11 protein-coding genes are annotated in these 9882 nt (G+C 55.0%); 5 read left to right on the top strand and 6 right to left on the bottom strand.

Annotated elements, in window-relative coordinates; all coding sequences use genetic code 11:
• Positions 1-25 precede the first annotated feature (25 nt).
• Together HXY34_06375 and HXY34_06370 are read right to left on the bottom strand one after the other, a co-directional pair.
• Positions 26-601 (bottom strand): alpha/beta fold hydrolase, encoded by a 576-nt coding sequence (locus tag HXY34_06375; protein ID NWF95750.1) that lies wholly within the window; start codon positions 599-601, stop codon positions 26-28.
• Between the two features lie 27 nt (positions 602-628).
• Positions 629-2644, bottom strand: a complete 2016-nt coding sequence (locus HXY34_06370) for a hypothetical protein (GenBank protein NWF95749.1) — start codon at positions 2642-2644, stop codon at positions 629-631.
• A gap of 108 nt (positions 2645-2752) precedes the next feature.
• Between HXY34_06370 and HXY34_06365 the strand changes: the two genes are divergently transcribed.
• From HXY34_06365 to HXY34_06355, 3 genes are all read left to right on the top strand, one after another.
• On the top strand, positions 2753-2941 hold the full coding sequence (locus HXY34_06365; protein ID NWF95748.1) for a hypothetical protein: 189 nt from the start codon (positions 2753-2755) through the stop codon (positions 2939-2941).
• Between the two features lie 209 nt (positions 2942-3150).
• Entirely contained in the window at positions 3151-4347 is a 1197-nt protein-coding gene (locus tag HXY34_06360; protein ID NWF95747.1) for a hypothetical protein, read from the top strand.
• A 27-nt stretch (positions 4348-4374) separates the two neighbouring features.
• Positions 4375-4986, top strand: coding sequence for a hypothetical protein (locus HXY34_06355; GenBank protein NWF95746.1), 612 nt, complete (start codon positions 4375-4377; stop codon positions 4984-4986).
• Between the two features lie 23 nt (positions 4987-5009).
• Here HXY34_06355 and HXY34_06350 read toward each other — a convergent pair whose 3' ends face one another.
• From HXY34_06350 to HXY34_06335, 4 genes are all read right to left on the bottom strand, one after another.
• Positions 5010-5777 carry a MinD/ParA family protein gene (locus tag HXY34_06350; protein NWF95745.1) on the bottom strand — a complete coding sequence of 256 codons (768 nt, stop codon included), beginning with the start codon at positions 5775-5777 and terminating at the stop codon, positions 5010-5012.
• Positions 5778-5781: 4 nt separating this feature from the next.
• Positions 5782-7089: a hypothetical protein gene (locus tag HXY34_06345; protein ID NWF95744.1), complete on the bottom strand. Its 1308-nt coding sequence runs from the start codon at positions 7087-7089 to the stop codon at positions 5782-5784.
• 50 nt (positions 7090-7139) lie between these two features.
• On the bottom strand, positions 7140-8042 hold the full coding sequence (locus HXY34_06340) for a hypothetical protein (protein NWF95743.1): 903 nt from the start codon (positions 8040-8042) through the stop codon (positions 7140-7142).
• Between the two features lie 342 nt (positions 8043-8384).
• Entirely contained in the window at positions 8385-8546 is a 162-nt protein-coding gene (locus HXY34_06335; GenBank protein NWF95742.1) for a hypothetical protein, read from the bottom strand.
• A 168-nt stretch (positions 8547-8714) separates the two neighbouring features.
• Between HXY34_06335 and HXY34_06330 the strand changes: the two genes are divergently transcribed.
• Together HXY34_06330 and HXY34_06325 are read left to right on the top strand one after the other, a co-directional pair.
• The gene (locus HXY34_06330; GenBank protein NWF95741.1) at positions 8715-8957 is read left to right on the top strand and encodes a hypothetical protein; all 243 of its coding nucleotides are present in this window, start codon (positions 8715-8717) and stop codon (positions 8955-8957) included.
• A gap of 405 nt (positions 8958-9362) precedes the next feature.
• The coding region (locus HXY34_06325; GenBank protein ID NWF95740.1) for a hypothetical protein at positions 9363-9882 on the top strand (520 nt) is incomplete at its 3' end.

Here is a 9882-nt window from a genome sequence, read left to right as displayed (position 1 = left end):
TCCTGGGAGTGACAAGACTCCTGTGTCAGACTCTGTCCAACCAAGAATGAACGGTCACTGTTGGCAGAAAGGTCCTGATGTGGGCCGCCAATCTGAGGACCTGATCAGTGGCCGCCATGGGCTCGCGGCCGTACTTGGTTCTTTGGACGTCGTAGCCATACGTCCTGTCTATGGCTTCCGTGTCCACATTCCTCCACCTCACTATGTGTTTGAGGAGCGGAACGGCATTGGCCAGAGGTCCGCCTACCCACAGGGCGGGAGAGATGACGACGCAGCCAGCAAGTGTGTTATCACGAGATGCGCACTGTAGGGCCAATGCGCCGCCCAGTGAAAAACCGACAACCAAGACATTCCTGCTGCCCCATGACTTCACCAACTCCAGTCCGTCAGAGACCGCCGATGTCCAGTCCTCGTGTCTTACAGACTGCAGGTCCTCTGGACTCGTACTATGTCCGGGGCGGTTCAAGGCAAAGGAGGACACTCCGTTATCACGTAGGTACTCTCCAAGAGTCCCCATCTCGTCAGAGTAGGCACAGAAGCCATGTATTAATAGACATGCAGTGGTAGCGTCCTTGGCGACTCTCGCCACGCCATCAACCAAGGACGCCACCTGCACAGGTCCAGATTCCTACTCAGCGACCGAGGGCCTGCCAAACCTGAACCCGCCCTTGAGGAACCCAAGGCGAATGCCGGCAGAGAGCCAGCCAATCATCTGGACAATCTCAAGACCCACGATGAGAGTGGTCAGCAGGGTCAGGACGAGCGACACGTTCTCAGGAGGGATTGGGAAGACTGCGAATGATGTGAGTGCAACAAGGGCACTGATGATGCCGAGTACAAGTCCTACTGCGACGCCGACTCGTACGAAGTTCCCCTCAAACTCATGTCCCTGTCTGAGAATAGTCCCTCCAATGTTGAGGTTCAAGGAGAGCACCAGTACGAATCCGATTGCGTAGAGGGCAAAGATGACGGCCGCAGCGGTGAGTGCTTCATGAGTGATGTCAAAGTTGCCTGCAATTAGCACTATCATCAGTGCGAAGATCATCGTCATGAACCCTATCGCTGATGAGCCTCCACGGTATGAGCGCCCATAGGCATAGCCTGAGATCACCACGTTTCTTGCTATCAGCGAGAGAAGCACGATGGCAAAGACCGTGGGTGCCTGCACACTTGATTCTATGCCGGGTAGTAGCTGGATGTTGAACCATCTGTTCACTGGCCAGATTGCTGATGGACCACTGCCGAACGCCCCGATAATGAAGAGGATGAACATCGCGGAGGCGACCAGAGTGACGACAAGGGTCAGGAAGGTCTGTGAGAACACCGTGTGCCCGCGAATCTTGATTTCAATCGCCAAGAAGAACTGCGTCAGGATGCAGAGTACCCATGATGTGAGTATGAACACTGCGACCGAGTATGGAAGCACGAGGAGAAACACCGATGTGACCAGTAGCGGGAGTCCGCTGACCACATCATTGTTGCTGAGGTAGAGTGTACTCGTGATGAACAATGCAGCTGCCGGGCAAATTGTAAGGAAAACGGCAAGCGCTTCTGCGTCATTGATCAGGAGACTGCTGCATGATACGGATGCGATAGTTGCAAAGAGGACCATTACCATGATGAAGTACTTGGGCCCGCCACTGAACACATCTGCCCTGATGTGACTCGACTTCAGTTCTTTGGCACCAAGTCTGGGGCCCAGCATGGCCCAGAAGAGGAATACGGCGAGGAACCCTGTTACAGCCCACGGAGGTGTTGCAAAAGTTGCATGGACAACAATCGTGGCCTGAACCGCTTGGTATGTGCTCCATGGCATCCATACTTCAGTACCACCCATTGGTGTGAGCGGACCCATTGTTAGTGGTACCAGACCAATCAGGAAGAGAACAAAACCAAACAGTCCAAATGTCATCTTCGCAGCGGGTGTGCTTCTTGCATACTCCCTGATGTGACTCTCTGGAGCCCACCAGTAGAGAGTGACACACAGTTGTCCGACCAAGAGCGCAATGTATGCCAGCGGCACGATGAGGGAGAAGAGGGATCCGACGTGCCCGATAGCGAGCAGTGGGAAGAATAGTGCATTGCCCATACCGGCTACTGCGCCCACCACAGACTTACTCGCGTCAACGTATGCGGCAGAGTTCATCTGCCACAGGATGATGAAGATGGCCATGAACACAGAGAGAGAGGCTACGTAGTCGATGACCTGAGATGATGCAGCATAGTTGATGCTGGAGGCTGAAGCTATTCTGTACGTCACTATCAGTCCGAAGAGGGCAGTCAGGATCCCAACGTATGGGAGAGAAGAGCCCAGCTTTCGAGATATACTTCTGGCTCCCTTGAACTGCACCATCTGACCGACACTCAGGAGAGCAACAAAGACTGTGCTCATCTGGAACGGAAGTGTGTTGGTCAGTTCACTCCCCACGGGAATCGGAATCAACTGAGCACCCTGAAACGGCAACACGATGACAGACCCTGCCACTGGGATCACTCCTAGCGCGAGTGTGAATAACCCGACAAGGGCGGCTATCATCCCCAGAACTCCACCGAGTCCTGAGAGCCTGTGTAGTGGTTTGACCGGCTGCCCTGCTGGCGCCTGGCCAGTGAGAGCGGACCTGATTGACGAAAGTGCTTCAGACATGGACTAATCCTCACATTGGGATGGTCTTCAGACGGGGACGGTCAAAGTCAGGGCCTATAAATGCCTATCGGCAGAAGTAACCGGGCCGTGACCGTCTGATGGACCAGCATGAAGAAAAGCACGAGTATGCTCTCTCTTGTGCGATGTATCGTGTCACAGCTCAAACTGACTGTCAACGGGAATCCAATCCCGCTCAACGACTTTGCTGAACGGGTCGTACGCGACATACTACTCGCTCTCCTTCGCAACCTACGTGGTGCTGAGATAGATACCATAACAGCGGTCGATGTGAGTTAGACCTGCATTGTTGTCTGGTCGGAGGACAGCGTACACGACACCAGCAAGAGGCGTGAACTGCCTTTCTCAGTCCTGCCGCCGTCGGCTGGCCCTTGTGTACGGACTCCAGCTCTGCTGTCCCCAGGCTCGCTTCCTCTGCAATTATGTACCATGATGGTCATATTGATGTGTGCAGTCGTCAAGACCATCTGTGTTCATGTGTGCCGAGGATGGTGCAGAATCTGGCGAGTGGATGTCAAAACGGACGCATCATGTGCGTGGACCTGACCACAGGTAGAGCATCCTCTCAGGTCATTCCAGCTGAGGTCTTCACCGACTTCATCGGAGGCAAGGGCCTTGGTGCTTACCTTGCATACAAGGGTCTGGAGCCACACACCTATCCCCTCGGGCCCCAAAATGCCCTGTTCTTCTTGAGCGGACCACTTCAGGCTCTGCCAGGACCTAGCGTAGGCCGGTGGTCTTTGGTCACCAAGTCTCCGCTGACAGGTCTCTTCTTGGACACACATTGCGGAGGAGCCCTTGGAAGAGAGATCAAGAAGACTGGCCATGACGCTCTCTGTGTCACAGGGAGGTCAGACAAGCCTGTGATACTTGTGTTGACTGACGAGGGAGTTCGACTTGAGGATGCTGGAGGCATCTGGGGTAAAGGGGTCTTTGAGTCGACTCGGCTGCTGTTGCAGGAGCATGGACCCGGTGCATCAGTCTACGTGATTGGTCCTGCAGGAGAAAAGCAGGTGAAGTATGCCTGTGGTTCATGCGACTTTGCCCATCAGACGGGGCGTGGTGGGTCTGGCGCTGTGATGGGCAGCAAGAATCTGAAGGCCATAGTCGCAAAGGGCTCAAGGTCATTCGAGCCAGCAAACCCTGAGGAGATGCGAGCGGTGTCACGTGAGGTTGCTGAGACTTGGAAGACCCATGAGACCGCATTCAAAGAGCTTGGCACGGGATTCCTTGTTGAGGTTGCCAGCGAGCTTGGACAGTTTCCGTACAGGAACTTTGCGAGTGGGTTCTTCCCGGACCACAGCGGGCTTGATGTCGGTCTAGGCTACGCTCTGCGAGGCAGGGGAAGACGTCTGTCGTGCCCTCATTGCATCATGCAGTGCACGCACTCGTACGGAATACAAGACCCGTTCGGCTCAGAGTCTGAAGTGGAATCGACTGTGGAGTATGAGACCCTTGGACTGTTGGGCGGCAATCTGGCCATCTCTGACTTGGAGGCCGTGTTGCGACTCAACTACATCTGTGATGAACTGGGACTGGACACGATCAGCGCTGGAAGCGTAATCGGGTTTGCCATGGAGGCCTTCGAGCGCGGCATTATCGATGAGACGAGAATCGGATTCCCTCTTCAGTTCGGAGACTCACGGTGCGCAGAAAGACTCCTCTTGCTGATAGCCCGCAGATAGGGGATTGGAGACCTTCTGGCAGAAGGAGTGGGGTCAGCCGCGTCTGTGCTGGGACCCGAGAGTCAGCAGTTCGCGGTGCACGTCAAAGGGCTTGAGGTACCTGCGTGGGACCCGAGGGGAAGAAGATGTATGGGCCTTTCATATGCGACAGCGGACGTTGGTGCCAGCCATCTCCGCGGGTGGCCGGGAACAGCCGCACCCCCCGATGAGACTGCAGTTCCCCTTGTCCAGTCGCTGATTCGGAGTCGGGACGAGAAGACACTCAAGGACTCCCTAATCGTCTGCCACTTTACCTACCGGTTGCCTCTGACTCTATCCCAGATGGTTCGTCTTCTCAATGCTGCAACCGGCAAATCATACACGGATGAGTCTGTGCTGACAGTGGGCAGGAGGATTGATACTCTGATACGGATGTTCAATCTACGCGAGGGCATCAGCAGGACTGACGACTCGCTGCCGCCCCGACTGTGGGAACCACAGGTAAACGGACCCCGCGCAGGCATGTCATCCTTTGTTGACAGAGCCGACTTTGAGGCGAGTCTGGACCGATACTACGAGCTTCGTGGCTGGGACTCAGATGGCAGACCCACCCAACAGACCCTCGAAGAGCTGGGACTCGACTCGCTGTGCAGCCACTGATGCTTCCACTCACAATGTCGAGTTCACTGTCCCCTGTCTTCCATGATTCTGAAGATGTCCTTGATGCATCTGGTGAACTCGCTCTCAGGGTGTCTGAGCGTCACAAGGTATCGACTGCCCACTTCTATGAGCAGAGGCAGCAGAGGAATGATTGTTGCGACCTTGCACTTGAACTTCGTTTCAATCTGCTGGATGATGTCCTTGTCCTCGTATATTGAGGGTTTCTTGTTCACCACTATCTGTATCTCAGGCACTTGCAGCTTCTCTGCAACGCTCAGTGTTGCTGCAGTACCTAGCAGGTCCTGCTCATCTATGCGAGCGACGACAAACAGATAGTCTGCGGTGGCCATCGACAAGAGCGTCTCGCGATCGAGACCGGGGTGCGTATCGATTATCAGGTAGTCGAGGTTCTTTGCCCTGACCACCTCTGTGAAGCCGTTCTTGAGGTCACTGACCTCGTACCCCTCTCTGAGTATGCGTGTGATGTCAGTGGCAGTCATCGAACTGGGGATGAGAAACAGCTGACCCCGCTTGATGTCGAACTGCTTGGTCATGTCGAGGCAGGTGTCGGTAATGTCACATTCGCCGCGGAGGTAGTCGTTCAGGGTGTGCTTCAACTTCGTACGGCCATGCCCAAATATGATGTGAATACCTGGAGAGGCCACATCGGTGTCCATTACAGCCACCCTCTTTCCTTCCAAGGCAGCGACGGCAGCTAGGTTGGCAGCAATGTTTGACTTGCCGGTTCCTCCGCGAAACGAGTGGATGCTTACTATCTTGCTGTCGGCCATTGGTCTATCTCCTTGTCGTGCCTGTGTATGTGACGAACCTGTCTGTCTCCCATTTCACATTGGCGCCCAGTTCTCTGAGCACCTCGAGTACTCTTGATGTTGCTATGCCAGTCTTCTGTGAGATCTCCCTGAGAGAGAGTTCTCCAGTGCAGTACTGCCATATGGTGTCCACCACTGCAAAGTCCTTCTTAGGGATTCCTATGACTTCTAGATATGCTGCAAACCGTCTGTCGCGCTCTCCCAGCATCGGATAGAGCTGAGCCACCTTCGCTACTCCTCGAGCGATGAGGAGAGCAAGCGCTTCGCTGCCTGCGTCTCGTCTGATACCTGTGCGTTCGAGTATCTCAAGGAAGGTCTTCTTGCCATCAATCTGGTTCAACAGAGCCAGAGCGTTGGCGTAGGCGTTCTTGTCCACTGCAGACAAGACTGATCTTGCAACCTCCAGCGCTTCAGTCACCGGCATCAGTGGTATGATAACATCGTAGTCATAGAACACGGTGGACTCCGTCTGGCCTGCTGGCTCCACCTTCTTCGCATGCGCCAGGTCTGTTGTTTCAAGCAGGTGTACGAACCGGTCTGTGGCTGCCATGTACTCCTCGTTCGTCCTGCCCGCCTTGACTACGAATGCGCACAGACCAACCCTTGGTACCTTTCTTACGAAGAAGGAGGTGACCGGGTCCAGGCTGGTATGGACCACCATCAGGCACATGTTTGTGTTCAGTTCTCTCTCCGGAAGAGTCGGCTTAAGGTCGATAATGGCCTCCAGCTCGTACGACCTCAGATTCGAGACGAGTATGTATCCGTCTTCTGTTATGGCTGCGCCTCGAAGAAGCATGTCTGTACCCTCCGCCTCTGCAAGACCCATCTTGAGCCTGCGGAGTTCTTCGAGTGGCAGCAGGGCGGTCCTGTATCTTCGGGCGAGCCCGGGAATCCCATCGAACTTCTGCAGTGTCATCTCCACTGTGTCGGTGAAAGTCCGGAACACCTTGTGACCGGGGTCTTCCATCCTGAGCTGTGAGTAGAACATGCTGACGAACTGCTCGGACAAGTCGTGCAGTATGGCACGGTAGATCTCTGCACTGTCCTCTCGGCTCACAAGAGCTATGAAGAGAAGGTCTCCTTTAGACTCCCATACGAACTTGCTCTCTGCAAAGGTCATCTCTCTGATCTGTTGGTTTCCAGTCTGCCCAACCAGCGAGCCGATGGCCGAGAGGAATGCACTGACTATCTCGTCCAGCTTTCTTGTGCCGTCTACGCTGTAGTGGAACAAGGGAATCCCTGTCTCTCGCAGGACCACTATCTCCTTGACCATGGCGCAGACCTTCCGCAATCTACTGCAAAGAGGGACTGTCTCCTCTTATACTATGTCTCACCGTCAAGTCCGCCAATCGGTGTCAGCCTGTACTTGACTCCATCACCCAGTTGCTGAAGCACAGCGTACAGTCTCTCAGCAGTCACACCGAGCTTCTCGCTGATCTCTTCCACTGGGCGCTGACCATTGCATAGAGGTCTTGCTCTGCCCAGTAGCTGGTAGTCCTTCTGAGGGAGCCCGATGAGGTCCAGGAATGTATCAAACCGCGCGTCCTTCTCCTTGAGAATCGGACACAGCTTCGACAGCCTCACAACACCCCAGACCGCAAGATACTCCACAATCTCCGTGATCTCCTGTATCTCCAGCCCGAGTCTCTCACTTATCTTGGACACCGTCGAGGTTCCATCTATAGCATCCAGTACACGATTGCCAGTGCTCCCAAAGTCCCGGTGAAACTCGTCAAGTAGTCCTCGAGTCTCTGAGGCAACCTTCAGTGCATCTCTGTTAAGGGATGGCACGGAGTATGGGCTCAGCCCCGCTGTGATAACGAAGACCTTCTCGTAGTACCGAAATGCACGGTTGACCTCGTCTGCAAAGCCGAGGTAGTTCTCTTCTATCTGGATGCCGGCCTCTATTTGCATTCGATAGGTCTGAAGGAACTTCCGGCTGAGGTCCTTCAGTATTGCCCAAAGCACTCTCGATGGAGCCCCAACCTCAACAAGCAGGATGAACAGATGTCCCGGTTCGGGGACCTCATAGAGAATCTCAGACCCCTCAAAGGTCAGTCGTTGTACGGACTTCTCACCGAACTCTGTTGCAAAGCTCGTTATGGCTGTAAGGAATCCCGAGAGGAGGTCGTCCAGCTTTGGTTTCGGTGTCAGTGCATGATGGAATATCGGCACGCCGCCTGAGGTGAGGACCATGAACTCCTGAACACCCAGTCTGGACGGCAACGTACTTTCTCCTCGTTTCGAGTCGGACCATATGTCAATTTAAGGTATGTCGTACGTGCGAGTCTGTTGCAGAAGTCAAATCCGGGGTGTACAGAGGGGACATGGCGCTGTCTGATTCGTATGAGCATGGCACACAAGACCACCCCATGCGCCAGTTTCAGCCCTGATGTGACAGGTCGAAATCACCTATGAGACAGAGGCAGTAGAAGCGAATCTTGCATGATTCATCTGTCCTCCCAGAAGAGATGGACTAGTCGCTGTGCGTTGTAAGCGATGACCTTCAAGAACACCTCTGCCGGCCGTCATTAATCGGTCGACTCTCGACCTGAGTGCACCACCGCATCACCTCTTCAATGCCGAGTAGCCCGACACGAGTAAGCTCCTCATCCCGTAGTCGTTCTCTCGCATCCACATCTCAGGGTCCTCTCTGTACGACCGGACAGGCTGTGCGTGCTCCCTGCATCCGGCACATGACCCCACATGTCCGCGCTTTGGCTTCACCACGGGTCGTGCTCCTCTCTCCACAATGCAGGCGACGTTGGCCCTTGATAGGAAAGCAGAGCCTGTTGCTAATTATGGCCTCCAGCGCACTTGTTGATCGGCTCGACGAGAGGTCTTAGTTGAAGTGCATCACCTCTCGGTCTGTCGCTCACCAGTGAAGTGAGGAACAGCATGCTCTCGGTGTCAATCAATCGAGAGTGGCACAGAGGCCGTGGAATCAATCATCTGACAAGGTGTTCTACGAGTCGGACGGACCTCCACTTCCCACTGGTCGAGTGGGAGAAAGAAGCCCGTCGAGTCAATGCATGGCCACACTTCGTGGAGGCGGCCTCAGTCCTTCCTTACATGAGTGTGACGAGGCGGGCAAGGAGCCTCTGGTCAAACCTGCCTGTGGCCCTGTTGAGAGCCGAGTAGTGCGGTGGACGAGAAATGCTCCGCACCGACACCAGTTCGTGGTGCCTGTCCAGAGAGAGGCACATGACTGACGATAGGTCATGTGGGAACAGGTGAGTCAACAGGACGAGCAGGACGATCGTGACCCGCACCGAGTACGTGGGCCGTCATGCTGCCGACGGTGTGGACAGGCAGTGGGAGCGCATCAGAGAGGTTCAAGGAGTGGCAGGTCACTGCAGTGGTGTCTGATGGCCATGTCATAGGCCTGATCACAGGTCAGGTTCATGGCACCTCAACGGCCATCGCACCACACTCCCTCTCTCTCCCCCGGTATCACACCAATTATGCAACAGACTCTGCCTCTGACTCGAACAATCTTCATATGCGATTCGGTCTGGTAACCCAGTGCACGCGAGGACCAAGCCCATGTTGGAGTATCGAGAGTTCCCCTTTCGTAGAGCGGTCTACTACGTCCTCACCGCTCCGGTTCTGAGTTGCTTTCTGCTTGCGGTGACCAGACTAATGTCAGGAGAGCTGTTTCCCGGCAATCCGGACCAGCTTCTGATGCTTGGTTGTGCCGCAGGTGCGAGCGCAGTAACAGTCTTGGTGGGCGGACTTGTCGCCGACCACACCGACCGAACTGAAGTCATCATCATAGTGGCCTCGACAGTGCCAGTCGGTCTCAGCATTGCCGAGTTCACTTTGGGATACCCGAATCAGTACTCTCCGACGCTCGATTGGGCATTGGCTTTGTCCGTATTCTGTGGCCTTGGGCTCCTTCTTCTCTGTTGGGGGGTCCAGCTGAATGAGACCATGGTGATTCGCTTCAGAGGACGGACTGTGGGCGGCCTGTTCACGCTTACACTGGTGCTCTACGGTGTCTACGGTTGGCTCCCGAGTGCGGGCATGCCGCTGGTCTTAGCCGGTCTTCCGCTGCCGGAACTGG

This window comes from Candidatus Thorarchaeota archaeon (assembly GCA_013388835.1).
GTDB lineage: Archaea > Asgardarchaeota > Thorarchaeia > Thorarchaeales > Thorarchaeaceae > JACAEL01.
This window is presented reverse-complemented; position numbering and strand designations above follow the sequence as displayed.

Bases quoted from the DNA above. Each gene is read 5' to 3' on its own strand.
- HXY34_06350 (NWF95745.1), bottom strand. From the start codon at position 5,777: ATGGCCGACAGCAAGATAGTAAGCATCCACTCGTTTCGCGGAGGAACC.
- HXY34_06345 (NWF95744.1), bottom strand. From the start codon at position 7,089: ATGGTCAAGGAGATAGTGGTCCTGCGAGAGACAGGGATTCCCTTGTTC.
- HXY34_06330 (NWF95741.1), top strand. From the start codon at position 8,715: ATGCTCTCGGTGTCAATCAATCGAGAGTGGCACAGAGGCCGTGGAATC.
- HXY34_06360 (NWF95747.1), top strand. From the start codon at position 3,151: ATGGTGCAGAATCTGGCGAGTGGATGTCAAAACGGACGCATCATGTGC.
- HXY34_06365 (NWF95748.1), top strand. From the start codon at position 2,753: ATGAAGAAAAGCACGAGTATGCTCTCTCTTGTGCGATGTATCGTGTCA.
- HXY34_06370 (NWF95749.1), bottom strand. From the start codon at position 2,644: ATGTCTGAAGCACTTTCGTCAATCAGGTCCGCTCTCACTGGCCAGGCG.